At 39.8% G+C, this 21,940-nt stretch carries 16 protein-coding genes; 12 read left to right on the top strand and 4 right to left on the bottom strand.

Annotation, left to right across the window (positions count from 1 at the left end):
- Positions 1-10: 10 nt before the first annotated feature.
- On the bottom strand, positions 11-1,183 hold the full coding sequence (manA, locus tag K345_RS0112310; RefSeq protein WP_028974414.1) for a mannose-6-phosphate isomerase, class I: 1,173 nt from the start codon (positions 1,181-1,183) through the stop codon (positions 11-13).
- A 109-nt stretch (positions 1,184-1,292) separates the two neighbouring features.
- Here manA and K345_RS20945 point away from each other — a divergent pair, with 109 nt between their 5' ends.
- Complete coding sequence (locus K345_RS20945; RefSeq protein WP_053228274.1) at positions 1,293-2,213, top strand: adenylate/guanylate cyclase domain-containing protein; 921 nt, start codon at positions 1,293-1,295, stop codon at positions 2,211-2,213.
- Positions 2,214-2,257: 44 nt separating this feature from the next.
- The gene (locus K345_RS0112300) at positions 2,258-3,118 is read left to right on the top strand and encodes a bacteriohemerythrin (RefSeq protein ID WP_028974413.1); all 861 of its coding nucleotides are present in this window, start codon (positions 2,258-2,260) and stop codon (positions 3,116-3,118) included.
- A gap of 60 nt (positions 3,119-3,178) precedes the next feature.
- Here K345_RS0112300 and K345_RS0112295 read toward each other — a convergent pair whose 3' ends face one another.
- Both K345_RS0112295 and pgm read right to left on the bottom strand, forming a co-directional pair.
- Positions 3,179-4,195 (bottom strand): hypothetical protein, encoded by a 1,017-nt coding sequence (locus K345_RS0112295; protein WP_028974412.1) that lies wholly within the window; start codon positions 4,193-4,195, stop codon positions 3,179-3,181.
- 58 nt (positions 4,196-4,253) lie between these two features.
- Positions 4,254-5,894, bottom strand: a complete 1,641-nt coding sequence (gene pgm, locus K345_RS0112290) for a phosphoglucomutase (alpha-D-glucose-1,6-bisphosphate-dependent) (RefSeq protein WP_028974411.1) — start codon at positions 5,892-5,894, stop codon at positions 4,254-4,256.
- Between the two features lie 72 nt (positions 5,895-5,966).
- Here pgm and K345_RS0112285 point away from each other — a divergent pair, with 72 nt between their 5' ends.
- Positions 5,967-6,314, top strand: coding sequence for a hypothetical protein (locus K345_RS0112285; protein WP_028974410.1), 348 nt, complete (start codon positions 5,967-5,969; stop codon positions 6,312-6,314).
- A 59-nt stretch (positions 6,315-6,373) separates the two neighbouring features.
- A complete protein-coding gene (gene sbcB / locus K345_RS0112280) occupies positions 6,374-7,813 on the top strand; it encodes an exodeoxyribonuclease I (RefSeq protein WP_028974409.1) in 1,440 nt (479 codons plus the stop codon).
- On the opposite strand, the gene K345_RS0112275 is transcribed toward sbcB, so the two are convergent.
- Positions 7,814-11,035, bottom strand: a complete 3,222-nt coding sequence (locus tag K345_RS0112275; RefSeq protein ID WP_028974408.1) for a diguanylate cyclase domain-containing protein — start codon at positions 11,033-11,035, stop codon at positions 7,814-7,816.
- Positions 11,036-11,047: 12 nt separating this feature from the next.
- On the opposite strand from K345_RS0112275, the gene K345_RS0112270 reads away from it, so the two are divergent.
- The 8 genes from K345_RS0112270 to K345_RS0112235 all read left to right on the top strand — a co-directional run bounded on the left by K345_RS0112270 (position 11,048) and on the right by K345_RS0112235 (position 21,940).
- Positions 11,048-12,181, top strand: coding sequence for an HD domain-containing protein (locus tag K345_RS0112270; protein WP_028974407.1), 1,134 nt, complete (start codon positions 11,048-11,050; stop codon positions 12,179-12,181).
- 100 nt (positions 12,182-12,281) lie between these two features.
- Complete coding sequence (locus K345_RS0112265) at positions 12,282-13,979, top strand: glutamine--tRNA ligase/YqeY domain fusion protein (protein ID WP_028974406.1); 1,698 nt, start codon at positions 12,282-12,284, stop codon at positions 13,977-13,979.
- Positions 13,980-14,199: 220 nt separating this feature from the next.
- Positions 14,200-15,468, top strand: a complete 1,269-nt coding sequence (locus K345_RS20940; RefSeq protein ID WP_053228273.1) for an alpha-amylase family glycosyl hydrolase — start codon at positions 14,200-14,202, stop codon at positions 15,466-15,468.
- A 125-nt stretch (positions 15,469-15,593) separates the two neighbouring features.
- On the top strand, positions 15,594-16,949 hold the full coding sequence (locus K345_RS0112255; protein WP_028974405.1) for a TolC family protein: 1,356 nt from the start codon (positions 15,594-15,596) through the stop codon (positions 16,947-16,949).
- A gap of 18 nt (positions 16,950-16,967) precedes the next feature.
- Positions 16,968-17,858, top strand: a complete 891-nt coding sequence (locus K345_RS0112250; RefSeq protein WP_028974404.1) for an efflux RND transporter periplasmic adaptor subunit — start codon at positions 16,968-16,970, stop codon at positions 17,856-17,858.
- Positions 17,855-20,956 (top strand): efflux RND transporter permease subunit, encoded by a 3,102-nt coding sequence (locus tag K345_RS20935; RefSeq protein WP_053228272.1) that lies wholly within the window; start codon positions 17,855-17,857, stop codon positions 20,954-20,956. Before K345_RS0112250 ends, K345_RS20935 begins: the two co-directional genes overlap by 4 nt.
- On the top strand, positions 20,943-21,239 hold the full coding sequence (locus K345_RS0112240) for a PG0541 family transporter-associated protein (protein WP_028974403.1): 297 nt from the start codon (positions 20,943-20,945) through the stop codon (positions 21,237-21,239). The genes K345_RS20935 and K345_RS0112240 overlap by 14 nt, the downstream gene beginning before the upstream one ends.
- Positions 21,240-21,250: 11 nt before the next feature.
- Positions 21,251-21,940: a response regulator transcription factor gene (locus K345_RS0112235; protein WP_028974402.1), complete on the top strand. Its 690-nt coding sequence runs from the start codon at positions 21,251-21,253 to the stop codon at positions 21,938-21,940.

Here is a 21,940-nt window from a genome sequence, read left to right as displayed (position 1 = left end):
TTAAGGTCATTTAATGCTGTATAGCTGCTCTATAGAACACTCCTTGACCAGTAATACTCACAGGACCGTCAAAGGGCGCTAATAGCAGCGTTTCTCCTTTGTTTAGATGTATTGTCTTTTTATTATTAGAAAAGTCAAGTTCACCTTCTGTTACTAAACATATAACAGGTCCACTAATCTTTGTCATCTCCCATTCAGAATTGATGTCTACTTTTGATAATTGAAATTCCTTGGAAGGCGATTTAAAGCTTGTCACAGGTCCTTCTTGATCAAAGGGAAGAGGCCGAGGCAAGTAGGACTCAAAGATGGTATTCTTAATTAGTTCAGGTGGATCTATATGCTTAGAGGTAAGAGCACAGCGAAGGACATTGTCTGAGTTAGCCATTAATTCCAAACCGGTTCCTTCTAAATAGGCATGGAGAATCCCCGGTTGTAAGAATAAAGCCTCTCCCGGTTCCAGTTGAACAAGATTAAGAATAAGGGGATATAATAAACCTGTGTCATTAGGGAAAAAGTTGTGAACTTTCAGTACCCATTTAAACAATTCATCAGACTTTTTTTGACAGGATGCCACAACAGAACTTATAAGATCTGCTGATTGTTTGTCATCAAAGGATAATAACTGTTGAACCAAGCCCTTATATCCTCCCGAGAGGAGTGCTGTATGAAGGGCTTTAATTTCCTTATTGTTTTCCAGGTCCAGCTCTGACAAATCTGCCTGGATTTCTTCCATAGGTCTGAAACCACATAGTCCATAGAAGGTGGTCAGTGCCAGCATCATTTCTGGTTTGTGATTAGGATCTTTATAATTTCTATTAGGAGCCAGGACATCTATATTTTTTTCTTCTTCCTTGGCATACCCTTCAATAGCCATAGGTAAAGTTGGATGTACTTGGATAGACAAGGGTTGAGCAGCACTTAGAATTTTAAATAAATAGGGTAGGGTTTGGCCATATTCCCAAACATAGTAGTCACCCAATATTTTGGCAGAATTATTGTTTATAAACTCATTAAGAGGAATTTCTCCGTCCTCTGTTAGAACGGTACTTGAACCTTTAGGATGAGCTCCCATCCACATCTCAGCCATAGGCTCCCCTGTTGGGTTCGCAGTTCCCGTGACATGGGATATTCCGTCTGTACTTCCCCAAGGGTATGGCATGATTTTGTTTATTAGTTGATACATGAAATCTCTCCTTACTAACTAATGTAAGATAAGCGGGGCTATATTGCCAACCCTATTGATTTGCTTGTCTATGCAAGGTAGAGTATTACCACAATATGGAGTAACAAAAATGTTGGATTCTGCATTACGATTAGAATTAATCGAAATTCTTAATATAAATTTTAAAAGCAATGATATAACAGAAATAGGAAAAGCTCTCTTTAGAAGTTTTGACCTGCATGACGTATCAGACACTCGTACCATTGTGACAATATCTGATAGAAAAGCCGCTGAGATTCTTGTGGACTATGTAGAGTCGAAAAACAAAACCTCCCAATTGATCGAATTCTTAATTCAAATCGATGGACTGAACTTTCAACAAAAGCCTATTGAGTTACAAGGAATTGAAGGTTTATTAGAACGATTGAGTCTGGAAGGAATGGTGTACTCCCTATCCAAACGAAAGATGGTAAAAACTAAAGAAGATCCTGGTGACATGGTAAACTGGGGAGCTTTAAAGGATGGTAAATCCTATCCTGTGACTATTGTTAGTATCGATATTTGTAAGAACTCTGTTTTAGTAAAAAAATATGGTGATGGCAAAATGAAAAAGCTTTACTCATCCCTCTGGATGGAGATTCGTAAACGTATGCATTCCTATAATGGGAGGATCTGGCATTGGGCAGGGGATGGCGGGCTTATTGCTTTTGCTATGAAGGACCATGCGTATAATGCGGTTCGTTTTGCCCTGGAGTTTCAATCTGTTTTACCCTTATTTTTACTAGATCCCAAATATCCTATCAAAGATAAGATGGCTCTTCGCTTTGGGATCAATTCGGGAAAGCTCACATTCTCTATGAAAACAGGAACCATTGTCTCAGAAGTCATTAACTATGCTTGCCATTTGGAAAAGCAGTTCTGCCCGGAAGGACAAGTCGCCATATCTGGAAAAACTCTTAAAGAACTCCCTAAAACTTATCAAACCAGCTTCTCCTCTGCAGGTAAGTTTGAAGGTGAGACAGCCTATTGTTCAAAGATGTTTTCTCCCTGAATCAGACGTTGACAAGAGGCATTTCCTAAATAGACTTTTCTAGTATGAGTAATTTGGATTGGGACATTAATAGCCTTTCTTTAGGTATCATTCCCCTTGATGCCCATCATCAAGAGATCTTTCAATACGGCCAGAAGCTCTGTGCTTATCATGAAGTAACAGATTCTGGCTTTAGTGAAGCCCTAAGCCATTTTACCAAAGCAGTCCAGATTCATTTCAAAGCAGAAGCTATCTTGTTTGAGCAATTTAAGTATCCCCGGAGTAGTAAGCACATTCAAGAGCACACAGATTTCTTAATAAGGATTCAGGGCATCAGTAAGAAGCTAGAGGCTTTTACCATAGATAAGATTACTCGTTATATTGAGCAGTGGTTCACTAATCATATCCAACAGGCGGATATGGACTATGTCAGGTACTTTGAAGAACATAAGATTCTTTTATCTAAGGATTTTTTTAAAACAATAGATGTAAAGGCTACTTCCCAGCCTCGCAGGAGTATGAAGAGTAAAACCCTTCCTCCGGGGAAAATAAAAAGCCTTGATGAGCAACACAGGGAAATAGCTAAAGTCTTAGCTCAGATTAAAGATCTTCGAAAAACAGGTGTTTCGGAAAAGAGATCTCTTCTCCTCCTACCCAAAATTATTACCATGCTTGAAGAATGTGGCAAGTACTTTTCTTATGAAGAAGAGCAAATGGAAGAGCTTGAATATCCTTCTAAAGAAAGTCATCTGGAGGATCATAAAACTTTTAATAAGAAGATTAAAAGTTTTAAAACAACCCTGACACTGCACCAACGAGACATAAGTGATTCTATTTTGGTGTTTCTTAAGGACTGGACTATGAATCACATCTTAAAAAAAGATAGGGAATACAAGGCCTATCTCCATAGAAGAGGATATAAATAAAAAAGCTTTGAACCCACAAGGAGCCCAAAGCTTTTTCTGTTATTGAAATAGGTATTAAATCTACAGTTGTAAACGTAATCCTACTTGTCCCGCAATATCTTGACTAACAATATTATAGGCTGCCCCAAAGTCTAGCTTGATAATAAGCATATCTATACTGGATCCCCCATATATTTTGAAAGCAAAGCCTGTTAGGTCAGAATCAACATTTATACCATCTGTATTAAAGCTGGATACACCAGCCGCTTCCGCAGCCTTATCAATGTCATCTTGTGATACTTTATTACCGTTTTCATCAACAACTGTGGTGGCTATAGATCCTCCAATCGTAGATATACCATAAGATGCTCCTAAGCCCAAATATGGCGTAAAGATTAATAGACCTTTAGACGCTTGAACTTTAGCTTCAAATACATGACTTGACCAACCATAATCAAAATCTGGATCTTTTAGGATATACGCATGTTGTGCTTGTGGTGGTAAGGAACTATTACCTCTGGTATCGATAATGGTATAGTCACCATCTAATAGACCTTGTATTGACAAATCAGTACTAAGGTAGTTATATCCTAATCCCACAGACACAGCTGGTATTAGTGCATTTCCTTTCAGTAGAGGGTATCTAACGTCCGTTCCTACCATTGTATAATTTATCTTTGCTTTATCTATAGATACGTTTAATACCCCAAACTTTAGTCCAACATCAAATGGCAGAAATAGTCCTCCTAGTCTAGCTTCTCCACCTAAAACGGGAAAGGGAACACCAGAAAGTACTGAGACTTCAGATGGGATACTCGCACTACTATCAATAGATTTCAAGACATCATTAAAACCATCAACAGGTATTAGTACTGCCCCTGTGAATAGACCTACCCCAAAATGTGGGAATTGTCCTATATACGAATCAGACCATGTATTTCCTAAAGTTGCAGCAAATGGAATTGCATTAGATAGGTTATCATTCAAGTCCTCAAGGCTTGATTTTAACTTATCAATATCGAAATCCTCTGATTGAGCAAATAGACCTAAATTAGTAATTAGTCCTATAAGCATAATTAATGTGATTTTCTTCATCATTAATCTCCTCCTGTAAGTATTATTATATTCCCTATCGGCAGTAATATCAAAAAAACCTCTAATGGAGTGCTTCTTTTACTATTTGGGTAGCCTCTTGAATAATCCTATCTAAATGATTCTGGTCCACAAAACTTTCGGCATATATCTTGTAAATGTTTTCCGTTCCAGATGGACGTGCGGCAAACCAGCCTTTATCTGTGACCACTTTTAAGCCTCCAATGGCGGCCCCATTTCCCGGGGCTTCTGTCAACTTTTGAATAATCCTATGCCCAGCAAGCTCTGTTGCCTGAACTTGATCTGGACTAAGCTTTTTAAGTCTAGCCTTTTCTTCCAAAGTAGCGGGGGCATCATTACGTTGATAGAGGGGGGATCCAAATTCTTTAATAAGGTCTTGATAATGTTCACCAGGATCTTTACCTGTAACGGCTAATATCTCAGCAGCCAGTAAACAAAGGATGATCCCGTCTTTGTCTGTAGACCACACAGTCCCATCAAATCTCAGAAAACTGGCACCAGCACTTTCTTCTCCTCCGAATCCGTAGGATCCATCGATAAGCCCGGAAACAAACCATTTGAAACCGACAGGTACTTCTTTGAGATCCTTTCCCAGCTTTTGAGCTACTTTATCAATCATGGAAGAACTAACTAAAGTCTTTCCTATTGCTGTATCTTTCTTCCATTGGGGTCTATTATTAAAAAGATATTGGATAGCTACTGCCAGATAATGATTAGGATTCATAAGGCCCGCAGATTTGGTAACAATACCATGACGATCAAAGTCTGGATCATTACCAAAGGCTAGATCGTATTTATCCTTCAGATGGATGAGACTTGCCATCGCATAAGGACTAGAACAATCCATTCTCACCTTGCCGTCCTTATCCACAGACATAAACTCAAAAGCTGGCATGGGATGATTATGGATCACTTCCATATCAAGATCATATTCCTTTGCGATCAGTTCCCAATAAGCTAAGCCCGCTCCTCCCATGGCATCAGCACCCAGTTTTAAACCTGCTTTTTGAATGGCCTTCATATCAATGATGTTTTTGAGGTCCTTTATATAGGGCATCATATAGTCATAACTGATGGTGGTATTGGCTTTAAAAGCTTCTTCCTTCCCAAGAGTTTTAATGGCTGAAACCCCTGCTTTTAAATATCCATTAGCCTTATCTGCTATCCATGAGGTAATATTCGTATCTGCAGGTCCCCCATTTGTCGGGTTGTATTTGATACCACCGTTATCAGGAGGATTATGGCTTGGTGTAATAATGATTCCGTCTGCTAATTCGTCCTGTCTGTCTTTGTTATAAGTAAGAATAGCATGGGAGACAACAGGAGTAGGAGTATATCCCAAACCTTCCTGGATATAACATTCCACCTTATTAGCACTTAGTACTTGAATGGTTGTTGTTAAAGCCGCTTCACTCAAGGCATGAGTGTCCATTCCCACAAAAACAGGGCCATTGATATTCTGCTCTTTGCGGTAATCAACAATAGCCTGGACAATCGCTAAAATATGTTCTTCGTTAAAGGTTCCATCACTACTCACCCCTCTATGCCCTGAAGTTCCAAAGGCAACTAATTGCTCTTTTTGGGTAGGGTCTGGTTGAATGGTATAATAATCGCTAATCAATCGGGGAATGTTTGTTAGTAACTCAGGGGGAACTGTTTTCCCGGCCAATTCATGAATCGCCATAAATAACTCCTTTTTTCTTACTTGCTTAGGTTAGCAAAAATGAATTAGTAATATCAATATTGAGGATGAAAAGTGTTAACAAACTATCTATGGATTAAGGGATTTAGAACTCGGGAAAGCATAAACGGGTTCATTAAGGACGAAATACGCTTCTGGAAGGGCTTTGATATGAAGGTGGAACTCTTATCGGAATTAAGTATTCGTGTGGCTTGGGATGGAAAAAGGATGGATCATTCTCTCTTATCCTATCTGAAAGATAACTACCCAGAGCTAGTTTGGGTAAATCATCTTAGGGTTGGCTCCCTGATCAAAGTAAGCCAGTCTGTTGATGATGGAAAAAGCGAGGTTCTCTCTATAGCTCGACATAGGGAACGTTTGCAAGAGGATAAGGTTCTGGAGATTCTCTATGAAACCTATTAGTACAGAATAAGTCACTAAGCGGTCTTGTTCGATTCCCCATCTATCGGTATTCTAGGGGAATGCAAAGCCTTCTCTGGTATGACCTGGAAACATTTGGAAGACATCCCGGCTGGGATAGAATAGCCCAATATGCCTCATTAAGAACTAATGACAAATTTGAGATTATAGAAGAACCTACTGTCGTCTATTGCCGTATCTCTCCTGATTATCTACCTGATCCGGGGGCCTGTTTAATTACAGGTATTACTCCCAAAGTTACCGGTGAAAAAGGACTGATAGAGGCGGAATTTGTCAAAATAATCCACCAGGAAATGAGTACCCCAGGAACCTGTACTGTGGGTTACAATAGCCTTCGTTTTGATGATGAGTTTGTTCGTAATCTCTTTTATCGTAATTTTATTGATCCCTATAAAAGGGAGTATTCCCAGGGCAATAGCCGATGGGATATCATCGACCTGGTTAGAATGACCCATGACTTAAGACCGGAAGGTATTAATTGGGTCTATGATGATGTAGGCCGACCCATCTTCCGTTTGGAAGAACTTACTAAGGCTAATAATATCAGTCATGAACATGCTCATGATGCTCTATCTGATGTGTATGGAACAGTGGCTCTTGCTAAACTCATTCATGACAAACAACCAAAATTGTTTCAGTTTTACTATTCTCTCAGGAAGAAGGATGCTGTCAGGCGTTATCTGAATTTACAAAATCCCCAGCCCTTGGTCCACACTTCAGGAATGTTTACCAGAAGCGGTGCCTGTTCCACTGTGATTGTTCCTATAACCGCTGATCCTGATAACAATAACCTGATCCATTGCTTTGACCTAAGACAGAATCCGGAATTACTCATTAACCTTTCTGTGGAAGAACTAAAATATCGAATCTTCACCCCTCAGGTAGAATTAGGGGACAAAGAAAGGATCCCCATTAAAGGCGTCTATACAAACCGATCTCCTGCCATAGCTCCACTCAATACTCTGGAGGATAGGAGAGCTCAGGCTTTAGGTCTGAACATTCCTATGATTAAGGAGCACTTCAGCCTCATTCAAAAGCATCCAGATATCCTCATAAAGATCAGGCAAGTATTCAGTGGCCGTCAGTTACCCCATCATAATGATCCTGATTTACAAATATACCAGGGGGGATTCTTTGGGGATCATGATAGAGAGGTTTTTGATCGTATTCCCCAGATGAGTATGGAGGAACTGACCAGCTATAAACCAGACTTTCAGGATGCTCGCGGTCCCGAGTTATTAAGACGTTACATAGGTCGTAATTATCCCCATCTAATGAGTGAAGATCAGCAAAAACGCTGGAAAAGCTACTGTGCTGGTCGTTTGTTGGCTCCTGAATGGAGTGATGCTGATAACATGAATACCTTTAAAAGAAAGATAGCCTCTTTATTAGGTGATCAAACTATTGAAGGGAAGTCAAAAAAAGTTCTGGCTGATTTAAAGGACTATGGGGCCTGGTTGGAATCACATATTCTCAGTTGATCAAATGACTACTGTATTGGCCCCTTTTGTTTTGGCCAGTTTAAGATTGTCATGAACTTCTTTTATAAGGATGTCAGCTACATTGGGATGAAACTCATGTTCCCTGGAATCAATGATGCCCGCAGAACAGGACATCTTATTCTTTTCAGGAATGATGATCTTTTCTTCCAATAGCTCTTCTATTTTGTCCTGAAAACTATTTTTTCTCATTAGCTTTCTCTGGATACGATGGGCAATGGTCTGGGCTGTTTCTTTATAGGTATCAGGAATGAGAAGGATGAACTCATCTCCCTGTAGCCGGTAGATCTTGTCCATTTCCCTCACTGTGTCTTCTAATAATCCTGAGAACTCAATTAAAAGATTGTCTCCAACATGATGACCAAAGGTCTCATTAAAATATTCAAATCTATCTAAATCAATAGCCATAAGACTAAAGGTATGCCGCATATCAGGATTTTGTCTGCTCTCTCTGGCAATTTCTGCTTCCAGATCATCTATCAGGGTATAGTAGTTTCCCTTATGGGTTAAAAGATCCGCTTTGCTATGTCTTTCAAAACGACTTTGTAACTCAAAGACTTTATTCTTGTAATAAACCTTTTCTAAAGCCTGATTTATCATTTGGGTTCCAATAGATAATATCTTTAATTCTTCCTTGGGAAGGGGATAATATTGAAGGGGGACCAGGCATAATATGTGGGAATGGATTTCTTGATAAAACAATATAGGTAAACTGATGATGCCATAATCAGAGGGGTAAAGGCTTTTCCAATGCTGGGGCATCATATGGGTGGAAAAGACAGGATGGTCCTTGTTTATCAGGTCATCAATAAAATGACTAAGCTTATAAATATCTACATTAAACAAACTGGAATACTGATGAACAAGTTGATAGTTTTCCCCTCTCCTTTCATGATAATAAACAGCAGTAAAGGGAAAATTAGAATAAAGGGTTTCCAGAGCCTGGTGTATAATCTTTTGAGGAGTGCTTTGCCGTTCCACAATATCAGAAAGTAAGGTCAAAAAGTTTATTTCCTGGGTCCGTCTTTGAAGAGTCGTTGCGTTTTTCCCTTTTTCAATCTTTTTTTGTAGCCAAGACATATCTTTACCCAAAAGCTGATAGGCTGGAGTGATAGCATAACGTCCACGGATCTGGTTTTCAAATATCTCTTTGTAGTAGTTATTACCTGTGAGCTTGCAGATTTCATACCCTTGTCCATAGGCTCTTTGGGCTTCTCCTTTATGACCTTTAAACTGTCGATTGAAATGTCCATATTCCAAGTAAAAGTAGGGGCGTAAACAGGGGGCTATCCTGGTGTGCTCTTCCAGATAGGATTGCGCTTTTTTCATAGCATACCGGGCCTCTTCTTCGTTACCGTCTTCCCATTCGAACAAGGCATGGACCAGCAGATTAATAAAATACCCTTCCTGATCCCCCCATGCTGGATGCCAATGATGGTTCTGGGTCTCTAAAAACAATTGCCAGGCTCTTGTTTTTTGATTTGTCTTTAGATAACACAGTGCCAGAAGAATCTGAATCCCTGCTTTTGAATGGTTTTTGATAGATAACATTCCAAAGGATTCCATTATGGCCAGGGTGTATTCGAAGTATTCGGCCCCTTTTTGAGGATAACCGGCCAGGAGATAGTTCTGTCCAATATTTAGAAGGGTAAGGCCGATTTCCGGAAAGAGTTCTCCTTCTTTAAGGCTTTCCAGTGTTTCCATAAAAAGGTTGATAGATTGTTTAAATTGACCATGGTTAAGATAGTAATAACCATAACTGTTGTTGACGATGGGCATGGCACTTGGGATGTTGTGTCTACTAACCATATCCAGGCTGAAAGCGTAGTATTTAAGGACCTTCTTTGCCTTTCCCTTTTGTTCATAGGCTCTTGCAAAGTTATGATAAGCCATGGTTAATCGATAATAATTCTTACGGATTTTTGCTAATTTAATGGCTGACTTGATTCTTGCTTCATAACCGGCCAAATCATATCGGTAATGTTGCATCATTATTTTTATATAAGAATTATGATAGCCCAGATTGATGGCGTTGTTCAGGACATTATCCAGAGACTCCTGCCATTCCTTCTTTTCCAGAAAGGGATGATCGTTTTCCAGAATGAGAAAAGAATAATGGATTAGGAAAATCGTTTTATTGTCTTGAGACTTAAGAGCTGATTCATAAGCTAAACGCAGCATTTGTTCTGCTTGAATCCATTTTTCCTGATGGTGAGAACATGTCCCTAATAACTGATAGAGCATTGCCCTTTCTGCCGCATCTTTAGAATTACTAAGAATATTGTGCAGATGCTGTATATAGTGAAAGGAGGAGTTATAATCACCTAGATATAGATAAGCAATACCTAGACCTATCATGGTCTCTTTCCAGTAATAGCTTTTATTGAGAACTCTCTCTGTCTCCAGTATATCCTTTAGGGCTGTGTACCAATAGATACTATCTTCCCAAGCCAAGAGGGCCAGGCTATTTTTACCTGAAGCCAAATAGTTTTTCACAGTTCCTGTGGTTCCTTTCTTGGCCGTGGACAGAATGGAGGTTGTCTTGATATGAAGAATGTAATCTTTTTCCTCTAATAAAGAAGTGATTTTTTCGATAAGCTTTTTATGGTGTTCCGTCAGATCAATATTGTTCATATCTGAATACAGGAGAAAGAAAAAAGGATAATCTCTCTTATTCTTTAAGATATATATTAAAAAGTGTAATGTTGACAAAGGCAGGCTTTGGAGATTATGTAAAGAAAAAGCCTGATGCTTAATCCCTACGGCATAGATGAGTAATGTCCAGATATTATCATATAAGATATGCCTTTGATATTCAGATTCTTCCAGTAATATAGCTTCGATTCTTACCAATTCTGTACCCATGATATGATTCAGAAGGATTTCCTTATGATCTTCAGACAGATATAACTCATCCATGATCTGAGCACATTCGTTGATCGATTTATATTCAAAAGCTTTTCGTATCCAGGTAAAAAAAGGTTCATAAGGTAATATTTGATCAACATAATCTTCTTCAGATCTCCATAGGGGGGAGATATCAGAAGGGGTTGAGAGGGGGGCTGGACCTACCGTATGGCACAAGAGGCAACGCAAACTCCCTTTGGAAGCCTCTTGCCAGAGTCGATCTTGTAATATAGCCAAATTGTGCTTCTTTTTGTGGTCCATAACTCTTATATTGTGAACAGGATACCCTAAAATCATCGGGAGGTACTAATGGGAAATTTATTTTTTTCCAATCCAATTGAAGAAGAAACCTTAAAAAAACGTAAAAACGAAAGGGAAAAAGATCGCCATGACCTAAGGGGCTACTATTTTAGGGATACAACAGCTATCATCCATTCTAATCCCTTTAGGCGTCTCAAACACAAAACCCAGGTTTTCTTTGCTCCCAAGAATGATCATATCTGTACACGAATAGAACACGTTATGCATGTAGCCACTGTTGCTGCTACAATCTGCCGTTCTCTGGATCTGGAATCGGACCTGGCCTGGGCTATTGGAGTGGGGCATGATCTAGGTCATACTCCCTTTGGTCATGTGGGTGAAACCATTTTGGGAGAACTCATGTCTGGGCAGGGAGGATTCCGTCATGAAATCTATTCCCTCCGGGTTGTTGATAAACTGATCCACAAAGGTCAGGGGCTTAATTTGACCTATGCGGTCCGGGATGGGATCATCAATCACTGTGGAGAAAAGTTTGAAAAAACTCTCAAACCAGACTTCACCATTAAGGACTTATCCGCCATTACCAAGAGAGATCAAATCCCTTCTACATGGGAGGGTGTTGTTGTTCGTATGAGTGATAAGATCGCTTATCTGGGGCGGGATCTGGAAGATGGCATAGGACTGGGGCTGGTTAATTCTGAAGATATTCCCAAAGAAGCAGCGAAAGTCTTAGGTTCTAAAAACTCCACTATTATTGATACCCTAGCTAATGATCTCATTTCTTATTCTCTTAAAGAAGGGGAGATCGGATTCAGCCAGGAGAAGTATGATGCCTTCCTGGAAATGAAAGACTTTAACTATCAGAACATTTATAAGAATCCTGTCTTATCCGATTATCATCGTTACTTCCGACGAATACTGAACTCTCTGCACCAATATCTACAGGAAATATGGCAGCATTATGGTACAGACATTGAAGGGTATAGTCAGGAAAATAATGCTTATGCAGGACGCTTTGCCCACTACGTGGACAAGATGCAAAACTTTTACCGGGAAGACGATAAAAGCTGGGACATGCTCCTTCCTGATTTTATCGCAGGAATGACTGATGATTTTGCATTGGATGCGATCAAGGAAATCATGCTGCCAGAGAAGTTCAATACCCAATTTAATCGCTATTAGTCTTTGGTATAAACATTTTTGTTCATAATAGTAGAATCTCTGAATCGTTTTCATTATCATGTGGCTTTATATATTTTTTTCGAAATAAGGGAGTCCCATTATGGAAAACAGTGAAAACACGTTACCAACCAACTTTATCCATCAGATCATCGATAAAGATCTACAGCAGGGGATCAACCAAGGTAAGGTGCACACACGATTCCCACCAGAACCTAATGGCTACCTACACATAGGACATGCAAAGTCCATCACTCTTAACTACGGAACAGCTATCAAATATGAAGGCAAGTTCAATCTCCGTTTTGATGATACTAACCCTGCAAAGGAAGAAGACGAATACGTTCGTTCCATCAAGGAAGACGTTAAATGGTTAGGCGCTGATTGGGAAGATCGCCTTTTCTTCGCCAGTGATTATTTTGAAACCTTTGATGAATATGCTCAGATTTTGATTAAAGACGGAAAGGCCTATGTGGATTTTTCCACACCAGAGGAAATCTCTACCATGAGAGGTATGCCTACTAAACCGGGTATTGAAAGTCCTTACCGCAATACAAGCCCTGAAGATAATCTTGATAAATATAACAGAATGAAAGCGGGAGAGTATGAAGAAGGTTCTGCTGTTCTGCGGGCTAAGATCGATATGACCAGTCCAAATATGAATATGCGAGATCCTGTCCTCTATCGTATTAGTAAGACTCCTCATCATCGTCAGGGGGATAAGTGGTGTATCTATCCCATGTACGATTGGGCCCATGGTTTTGAAGACTCTCTTGAAGGGATTACCTATTCCCTGTGTACTTTAGAGTTTGAGAATCACAGACCTCTTTATAACTGGTTTATCGATCAGGTTCCGGGCATTCACCATCCCAGACAGATCGAGTTTGCCCCTCTCAACATTACTTATACGGTTCTAAGTAAAAGAAAACTTCTGGAGTTAGTGAAAACAAATATAGTAGAAGGTTGGGATGATCCCCGTATGCCTACTATCTCTGGTCTGAGACGACGAGGGTTTACCCCTTCAGCGATTCGAAGTTTTTGTGAGAAGATAGGAGTATCCAAGGTTGATTCCATGGTTGACCATGCCTTTCTTGAGTTCTGTATTAAGGATGAATTAAACCTGACAGCCCAGAGACGAATGGCTGTTCTTGATCCCATTAAGGTGACCATCACCAACTATCCTGAAGGCCAATCAGAAATGGTAACCTGTGATAACAATCCCGAAGATCCCAATGGGGGAACCCGTGAAGTTCCCTTCACTCGTAACCTCTACATTGAAAGGGATGACTTCATGGAAGAACCTCCTAAGAAGTATTTCCGACTTAGCCCTGGTAAGGAAGTGAGATTAAAGCATGCTTATTACATCACTTGTACTGATGTCGTTAAGGATGAGTCCGGACAGATCACAGAGATTCTCTGTACATATGATCCTGAAACTAAAGGAGGAGACAGTCCGGATAAACGTAAAGTAAAGGGGACGCTCCACTGGGTAACTCAGGAACATGGTGTTCCTGCTGAGGTTCGATTGTATGATAAGCTTTTTACCAAAGAAAATATGCTTAATCTGGAAGAAGGTGAGGACTACAAAGATTTCCTTAATCCTGAATCTCTGGTATCTATTAAAGGGTGTGTTCTGGAACCCGCTCTTAAAGAGGCTGCTCTTGGAGAAGGTTTTCAATTTATGCGTAAGGGGTACTTTGTCATTGATAATAAAGATTCTGCCCCCGACCATCTTGTGTTCAACAGAACTGTAGGTTTGACTGATTCCTGGGCCAAACTTCAGAAGAAGCTTAAAGGCTAGTTCTGTCATTAACTACTGAATATACAGGGCCATTACAGTCTTTTGAGTAAAAGGACTGTGATGGTTTCTTTATTTGCTTATTGGAATTCATTTGTTTCTAATAAGCAAACAGAGCCTCTGCTTATTGAATTCCAATTGTTTTCAATAAGCAAAATCTCAAAACCACTACTGTAAAATGTATCTATTTACCCGGACACTGGCTTGAAGTATTGTTAAGGGTATGAAACCACCTCTGGCTATTTATTCTGTCTATCTCAGAAATCACACCCCTGAAGGTACTTTTCAAAGTTGTATTCCCGATTTGAAACGAATAAAAGATATGGGTATTGATACGATCTGGCTCTTGCCCATTCATCCAATTGGTCAGAAAAATCGAAAGGGTTCTTTAGGTTGTCCCTATTCTATTCAGGACTATTATGGAATAAATCCTGAATATGGACGTATGGCCGATTTTGAGGAGTTCCTAAGTAGGGCCCATAATAAGGGGATAAGGGTGATCATGGATATTGTATTCAATCATACTTCTTATGATTCCGTTCTCTATCAAACTCATCCTGAATATTTTCATTGTAATGACAAGGGTCAGATTAGATCCCGGATTACAGAATGGAGTGATGTCATTGATTTGGACCATTCACAAAGGGGGGTGAAGGAATATCTCATTGATGTTCTTCTGTTTTGGGTAAACAGGGGTATTGATGGATTTCGTTGTGATGTGGCCTCTCTGGTTCCTCTGTCCTTTTGGAAATCAGCCTATCAGGCCTGTTCTCTTATAAATGATCAACTCATATGGATAGGTGAATCAATTGATGAAAGCTTTAAATCCTTTTTATCAGAAAGAGGTATCCCTTTTTCTACTGATGCTGAGCTTTATCAGTATTTTCATGCTCTCTACGAATATGACAGTTATCCCTGTTGGCGGAGGGCTCTTGATAATGGTGATAAGATGGATCGTTATATGGAGCTTATCCAGGATCAGGAATGTCATAGGACTCCTGGTCGGTTTCGTTTGCGATTCATTGAAAACCATGATCAACTCCGGTCCAGAGCTTTGTTAAAAGAAGGACGGCTTTGGGATAATTGGATGAGCTTCCTCATTCTTAACAGAGGTATTCCTCTTATTTATGGGGGGCAGGAATACTCTTGTGAAAAGGTTCCCTCCCTTTTTGAAAAAGACCTGTTCTCCCGTGATCCGGCGTTAGATAAAAGCCTTTTTATTCATCGTTTACTGAAAATAAAACAAAGTATCGAACAAGAGGATTATACCTTAAGTTTTGATTGGACTACAGTGAAGGGAGTCCTGCGCTTGAGTTGGGACCTTGTAGGAAGAAGGGTGATAGCCTTTCTAAATATGGGACAAGTCAAAGGCCTCTATCCTGAGAGGAACCTCTCTAAAGCTAGAGATATTCTTAATGCTGAGCCTATTACATACACGGCCCTGGGTTTAGTCATTCAGGATTATCCTATGATCGTGGAAGTATTCCTATAACCAGGCTCATTTTATCTAAGTATTAAGATAAACAAATCGTTTAAAATTCCTTTATTGACCGTTTATGGTTTTTATGGCTCTTCTTGATTACTTTATGTATACGCGATAACTATGAGGAGGATATAGTGAGAAAGTCTCTATCCCTAATATTGATGATGACATGGGCAGCATTACTCTGGTCAGATCCTAAGGCGCTAACCATTGAAGATGCTCTTCAAATAGCCAAAGATAATAATTATTCCTTAAAAGCTAATGATGTATCCCTACATACGGCTGTAAAAAAAGAAAAAGCCGCATGGAATGTGTTTATGCCTACTATGAACTTGTCTATGACCTATGCCAAGAGTAATGAAGTTAGTACGACATCTGCTCTAACCCCAGTCCCTAGTTCATTTAGCCCAGGAGATAATTCATTCGATAAGGTTCAAGTGATGTCATTTGATTCTAAAGACTCTTTAGTCGCTCAGATGACAGCTCAATTAAATCTGAACCTTGCCATTGGAAATGGTATCAAGGCTTTAAAGCTTAACAGTGAGAGTGCCTCTTTGGATCGGCAAGTGGCTTGGCAAGATACGGCATTAGATGTTCAAAAGAGCTTCTATCAAATCCTTCTCTTGCAAAAACAGAGAGCTATTCTTCAATCTCAGTATCAAACAATGGAACAACGTCTCAAAGACGTTCGTAATATGTACAACAATGGATACAGTACAGAACTAGACCTCCTTCAAGTTCAGGTGGGATTAGAGAGAATGAAACCTAGTTTGACCCAAATGGATGAAGGGATTAAGAACGGTATCAAGGGCCTCACGTATAAGCTAGGATTACCTCAGGAACAAGAAATAACTCTTGTAGGTGAAATCTCCGTTGATGATCTTTCTGGAGTGGAAGGGGATCTTGATTCATCATTAACATTGCTACAGTTGGATAATAATTTAGAACAATTAGAGAATGCGAAGAAGGCCGCCTTCTATCAGAACTTACCAACCCTCACCTTAGGATGGGGATACAATCCCATACTTGGTAATCCAACAGATGGAGATAAATACTCCAGTTTTAGTGACTACTTTGATTCTGATAACTGGAGTGACCAAGGTTCATTAACCATAACCTTATCCATGCCCCTTGATGCCTGGCTTCCCTTTAGTTCCAGTCAAATGGATATTGATGGCTACAAGGATCAAATCAAAGCTCTAGGATACCAGAAGTTATCCGCAACAGAAGGTCTGGCCGTTCAATTAAAAAGCCTGAGGAGTACTCTGGTATCCCAGTCCCAGACTATTACAGCCTCCTTAAAAGGACGGGATTTAGCCAAAAGAACCTATGACTTAACGAAGGTCGCTTACCGTTCAGGTACCAAAACATACTATGAATTAAAATCTGCGGAGGATGACTACTTATCCGCTGAGTTCGACTATATCAGTAGTCAATATGACTATTTGATGACTTATTTAGACCTTAAATACAACCTGGGTCAGTTTTAGAAAAAGAAAGGAGCCAACATGAAAAAGCAATTGTTGATAGCATTGACCATAGCATCCTTAGTTATGGTGAGTTGTAAACCAAAGGATGTCCAAGAAGAAACAAAAAATGAAGTTCCTGCCATTAAGGTAAGAACCACTGATGTAGTGAGAGGACCCATTCAAGATTGGATTGCCCTCTTTGGTGATGTGCAAGCCAAAAGTACCATTTCTGTTATGCCTGATACTTCTGGTAAGATCCATGCGATATACGTTAGTGTAGGAGATTATGTTCGTAAGGGGCAAAAGATTGCAGATATCGATCCTTCCCGTCCCGGTCTTAATTACTCTTTAAGTCCTGTTAATTCTCCCATAACTGGTACAGTTACTTCTGTAACAGGAGAAGAGGGTGCCATGACATCTCCTCAATCAGCATTGGCTAAGGTTGGCATCCTGGATAATCTGGAGATCGAACTACAGGTGCCTGAGAAATACGTTTTCCGTTTATCTCCCGGTCGTGAAGGGGTTGTCACTACAGACGCACTCCCAGGTTTCTCCCAGAGAGTACAGATTAGTGAAATATCCCCTGTTATTAATCCCTTGTCCAGAACAGCTACTGTGAAGCTTAAGTTAATCGATAATCAAGGTAAGTTAAAACCGGGAATGTATGTTGATATACGTTTATTGTCCCAATCCAAAGAAGATGTTGTTATCACTTCAGAAAAAGCTCTCTTACAGAGAGATGAAGATACTTATGTGTACAAAATCACCGACGGTAAAGCTGAGTTGGTTAAGGTCGACATAGGAATTAGATCTGAAGGAAAAGCGGAAATTGTATCCGGACTAAGTGAAGGGGATAAGGTTATCACTTCTGGAAAGAACCTTTTATATAATGGTGCTCCTATTTCTGTCATGTCAGAGGAAGTCCTATGAGTTTTGTTGAAAGAGTACAGCAAAAACCTCTAACAGTTCTGACTCTCTTTACGATTGTTGTTACTGTCGGAATATTGATGGCCGGTAGCTTATCAGTAGCTTTGATGCCAGATGTCTCTATTCCTGTTGTGGCTGTCTATACAATCTATTCTGGAGCCAGTCCTGAGGAAGTGGAAAATGAAGTGATCATTCCTCTAGAGGAAGGTCTTAGTTCTATATCCGGTTTGGACAAACTTACGTCTACTTCGTCTGAAAACTTCGGGTTGATTATCATGATGTTTGAGTCTGGTGTTGATCCGGATGATGCCGCAGATGATGTGGATGCCATTGTTAAACAAAAAAAGATGGGCTTTCCAGATGATGTGGATGATCCTATTCTCTGGCAATTCGATCCGGATGCCCTCCCTATCATGGATTTAACTTTATATGGAGACCGGCCTATAGATGAATTAGGTAAACTGGCAGAGGACGTTGTTAAGCCCGCACTTGAACGTATCTCCGGTGTAGCCCAGGTTGAAATTACTGGTAACAGAGATAAAGAAGTTCATGTTGATATCGATAAGAACCGTCTTGGGGCTTATAATCTGAGCCTTCAAATGGTTCATAACATGATATCCCAACAGAATTTGAGCCTCAATGCAGGAACCTTAACTTCAGATGGAAAGGATTTTATACTTACATCAAAAGGTGCTTTTGATAATCTGGAACAAATCGAAGGAACTGTTATCCATCGTGTTAATATGGGGCAGTCTGGTCAGACTCATGAAGTTCTCATCCGTGATATCGGTGACGTATCAATGGGATGGGCTGAAGAAGAAAATGAAGTTCTTATTAATGGTAAAGAAGGGATCTCCCTTAGTATAGTGGCTACTGAAGAGGCCAATATTGTAGAATTAGCTAAAGAAGTAAAAGCTAATCAAGATGATATTAACGCCCAATTACCTCATGATGTTCATATGGAAATCTTAAGTGATGAATCTGTACAAGTTGAACAGGTCCTTAATCAGGTTATTAATTCAGCTATTGTAGGGGTTATTTTAGCTGTTATCGTATTGGCTATCTTCTTAGGGCGTTGGAACTCAACCTTAATCGTTTCCCTGTCCATTCCTGTATCGATTATGATAACCATTGCTGGTTTGGCCGTTGCCGGTAAGACTTTTAATATCTTAACCTTGGGAGGTCTGCTTCTAGGTGTTGGTATGATTGTTGATGGTTCTATTGTTGTCCTGGAAAATATAGACAAATACCATAAGAAAGGAATCTTGGCCAAGACCGCTTCTCTTATAGGTACAAGAGAAATGATTAGTCCTGTAACAGGATCGATTTTAACTTCTATCTCTGTATTCCTTCCTATGTTTGTTATGAAAAAACAAATGGGTATAATGGGAGAATTCTTCGGAGATCTTAGTTTAACAGTTATTCTGTCCCTGTCTTCTTCATTATTGGTTGCTGTGGTCCTTATTCCCGTTCTTAGCAGCATAACCTCCAAGGATGAGTTAGGTGCAGAAAATAAGAAAAGAAATCCTTTCAGTGCTTTTATAGATAAAATATTAGAGGGCTTACAGAATGTTTATATGAAAGCGCTCAATGTGACAACAAAGCATAAGTGGAAAACAGTTTTAGTCTCTTTAATTCTATTGGTTGGTTCTTTTGCCTTAGTTCCTTCTATTGGACTAGTGTTTAATCCTGAAACTGAACCTGATAGTGTTATATTGCAAGTTACTCTACCAACGGGAACCTCTTTAGATACAACAAAACAACTTATGAGCCAACTTCAACAGGTTGTCTTTGATGAGATAAAGGGGTACAAATCCGTCATTGCTACTTCCGGTGGGGACAATGCCTTTGAAGGTAATTTAAAGATTGTTCTTCCCCCTCTTAATGAAAGAATTACTGATGCAGAATCCATTAAAAATATCTTAAGAAAACAATTTGATTTGTATCCTCAAGCAGACTTCAGTTTTACCAACACCAGTGATAACATGGGTCAGTCAGATGCGGATATTCAGATTCGTCTTATTGGACAGGATCTGGAATTGGTAACTAGTTCTGCTGATGAAATCGTTCAAATCATTAGAGATAATGTTAATGGATTAACAGAAATTACTTCCAGTGCTTCCCAGGGATTACCTGAAATCGAGTTCAAAATTAACAGAGCTAGAGCTTATGATCTGGGACTTAGTACTTCTGGTATTGCCCAAGAATTAAGAGGCCAAATTACAGGATTGGTTCCTACTACCTTTAAAGATGGTGAAGATTCTCTTGATATCGTTGTACGACTAAAAGAAGCAGATCGTAATTCCATTATTGATTTGGACAACCTTTATGTTATGAACTCTTATGGAGAAAAAGTCGCTGTCTCTAACTTTGCAGAATTAGTGCGAAGTGAGACCCCTGCCAAGATCACCCGTGAGGATCAAGTTCGGTCCATCAATGTTACTGCTAACTTATTGCCTGGATATGCAGCAAACTTTGTACAGGGAAAAGTAGAAGCGGCTGTCGCCGAGAACTTTGAAACTCCAGATGGCGTCAGGATTGAATATGGTGGATCATTTGATGATATTAGTGAATCCATGAGAGGGATGCTTGTCGTAATGATCGTCGCCATTCTTTTGGTGTTTGGCGTTATGGTAAGTCAGTTTGAAAGCTTGAGAGCTCCTTTTATTATCTTTTTGGCCATGCCTACCATGTTTACCGGTGTTATTCTGGCTTTCTACCTTACAGGAATTCCCTTCAGTCTTCCTGCTATGATCGGGGTGATTATGCTAGCTGGTATCATTGTAAATAACGGTATCATTCTAGTGGATTATATTAACCTGTTGAGAAAAAGAGGTGAACCTCTTCATGAGGCCATAGTAAATGCAGGAGGAAGTCGAATACGACCTGTTTTGATGACTACCTTAACGACTGTACTGGCTATGATACCTATGGCTTTCTTTCCAGGGGAAGGGGCTGAAATGTTGCAACCTTTGGGACTAACCGTAGTTGGTGGTCTTACATTTAACACAGTAACAACTCTCTTTGTTGTTCCCGCTTTATATGCCCTTTTCTACAGTAGGCAAGCCGCTCTAAAGGAGATAGATAATGAAAAGAATTGAAATATTCATGAACAGAGCCATTGTTGATGTTGTCCTTGCAGAAGTGGCTAAAGAATTTGGGGAAGACCTTAAGTATTCCCTCATTCCTGATGTTAAAGGGAGGGGCTTTTCCGGCCCCTGTCTAGGGGATGATGTGTGGCCCGAACTAAATGATATCATCATTCTCTACATTGAGGATGCTGTGGTGGAAGATTTAGTTAACCACATGAAGTCTTTGAAAAAACACTTCCCTATCCAGGGGTTGGCTATGTTCCAGGTACAAGATGCAGTTTCTCTCATTTAGAGGAGGTTTTTTTGAAAGCTCGTATTCTGATCATTGAAGACGAAAAGGAGATAGGCGATCTTATCTCCCTTTACTTAAAAAAAGAAGGCATGGACACCGTATGGTGTGAAACCGGTGAGGAAGGTTTACTTAAGCTGGAACAGGAAGCTTTTGATCTTGTTGCTCTGGATATTAACCTTCCCGGGATTGATGGCTTTGAGACTCTCCAAAGGATTAGAAAATTCAGTGAAGTGTCTGTTGTCATCATATCAGCCCGTGAAGAAGATGTGGATATGCTTCTCGGCTTTGGCGGTGGAGCAGATGACTATGTGACAAAACCCTTTAGTCCTTCTGTTTTAGCGGCAAGAATACGAGCGCATTTGAAACGCAAGAATGAAAGTGAAAAACATTCAGAAATTGAACGTGTTTCCTTTGGCCATTTAACTCTTAACTTTTATGATAAGACTGTTCATAAGAAGGGTGAACTGATTTCTCTCCCCCCCCGGGAAACAGATTTGCTCTTCTATTTGGCCGAGTCTCCAGGAAAGGCTCATACTCAGGAAGAAATCTTCAAGAGGGTATGGGGTAATGAATATGGCGAAATAACAACAGTTAGCGTTCACATTCAAAGGCTTCGTAAAAAACTGGAAGATGATCCTTCGAATCCTCATCTTATCAAAACACGATACGGAGCTGGTTATTATATGGAAGGTCAGTCGTAA

Source organism: Spirochaeta cellobiosiphila DSM 17781 (assembly GCF_000426705.1).
Classification (GTDB): domain Bacteria; phylum Spirochaetota; class Spirochaetia; order DSM-17781; family DSM-17781; genus Spirochaeta_E; species Spirochaeta_E cellobiosiphila.
The sequence above is the reverse complement of the archived record's forward strand: the minus strand, read 5'-3'. Positions and strand labels throughout refer to the sequence as shown.

What these genes read in the sequence shown, in the direction of transcription:
- manA (WP_028974414.1), bottom strand. Translation starts at nt 1,183, where the DNA reads ATGTATCAACTAATAAACAAAATCATGCCATACCCTTGGGGAAGTACA.
- K345_RS20945 (WP_053228274.1), top strand. Translation starts at nt 1,293, where the DNA reads ATGTTGGATTCTGCATTACGATTAGAATTAATCGAAATTCTTAATATA.
- K345_RS0112300 (WP_028974413.1), top strand. Translation starts at nt 2,258, where the DNA reads ATGAGTAATTTGGATTGGGACATTAATAGCCTTTCTTTAGGTATCATT.
- K345_RS0112295 (WP_028974412.1), bottom strand. Translation starts at nt 4,195, where the DNA reads ATGATGAAGAAAATCACATTAATTATGCTTATAGGACTAATTACTAAT.
- pgm (WP_028974411.1), bottom strand. Translation starts at nt 5,894, where the DNA reads ATGGCGATTCATGAATTGGCCGGGAAAACAGTTCCCCCTGAGTTACTA.
- sbcB (WP_028974409.1), top strand. Translation starts at nt 6,374, where the DNA reads ATGCAAAGCCTTCTCTGGTATGACCTGGAAACATTTGGAAGACATCCC.
- K345_RS0112275 (WP_028974408.1), bottom strand. Translation starts at nt 11,035, where the DNA reads ATGATTTTAGGGTATCCTGTTCACAATATAAGAGTTATGGACCACAAA.
- K345_RS0112270 (WP_028974407.1), top strand. Translation starts at nt 11,048, where the DNA reads ATGGGAAATTTATTTTTTTCCAATCCAATTGAAGAAGAAACCTTAAAA.
- K345_RS0112265 (WP_028974406.1), top strand. Translation starts at nt 12,282, where the DNA reads ATGGAAAACAGTGAAAACACGTTACCAACCAACTTTATCCATCAGATC.
- K345_RS20940 (WP_053228273.1), top strand. Translation starts at nt 14,200, where the DNA reads ATGAAACCACCTCTGGCTATTTATTCTGTCTATCTCAGAAATCACACC.
- K345_RS0112250 (WP_028974404.1), top strand. Translation starts at nt 16,968, where the DNA reads ATGAAAAAGCAATTGTTGATAGCATTGACCATAGCATCCTTAGTTATG.
- K345_RS20935 (WP_053228272.1), top strand. Translation starts at nt 17,855, where the DNA reads ATGAGTTTTGTTGAAAGAGTACAGCAAAAACCTCTAACAGTTCTGACT.
- K345_RS0112240 (WP_028974403.1), top strand. Translation starts at nt 20,943, where the DNA reads ATGAAAAGAATTGAAATATTCATGAACAGAGCCATTGTTGATGTTGTC.